The following is a 509-nucleotide window of genomic DNA, read 5'->3' on the forward strand; positions in this document are numbered from 1 at the left end:
CCGCTGAAAGCATCTAAGCGGGAAGCGAGCCCTAAGATGAGTCATCCCTAGGAATTTAATTCCTCTAAAGAGCCGTTCGAGACTAGGACGTTGATAGGCATGGTGTGTAAGCGTTGTGAGGCGTTGAGCTAACATGTACTAATGACTCGAGAGGCTTAACCATACAACCCAGATGGGTTTTACTGAAAATGTTCCAGACATTTTCTAGCACTTCCTCCTTCCATGGAGGTCGTACGAAAAGCCTTAGACTGGATACAGATACTTGATAAAGTTAAAGACTCAACAGAAAATCAGCTTTCCGAATTATTATTAGCGTGAGCCAGAGATGGACACGGTAATAAACAGAATTTGCTTGGTGACAATAGCCTTGTGGAACCACCTGATCCCATCCCGAACTCAGAAGTGAAACGCAAACGCGCCGATGGTAGTGTGGGGTCTCCCCATGTGAGAGTAGGTCATCGCCAAGCGCCTAATTTAGGTTAACGTGTAGACGTTAAGCTAAAGGAGCG

General features: G+C 46.0%; 2 rRNA genes. Both read left to right on the forward strand.

The annotated features are described in order from the left end of the window. Window positions 1–163 (forward strand): 23S ribosomal RNA (locus L5M29_RS23725); the annotation flags it as partial. Between the two features lie 188 nt (window positions 164–351). Next, window positions 352–467: ribosomal RNA gene (gene rrf, locus L5M29_RS23730) — 5S ribosomal RNA — on the forward strand. The last annotated feature ends 42 nt before the right edge of the window (window positions 468–509 follow it).

The organism is Shewanella sp. SM95 (assembly GCF_025653595.1).
In the GTDB taxonomy this organism is placed as follows: Bacteria; Pseudomonadota; Gammaproteobacteria; order Enterobacterales; family Shewanellaceae; genus Shewanella; species Shewanella oncorhynchi.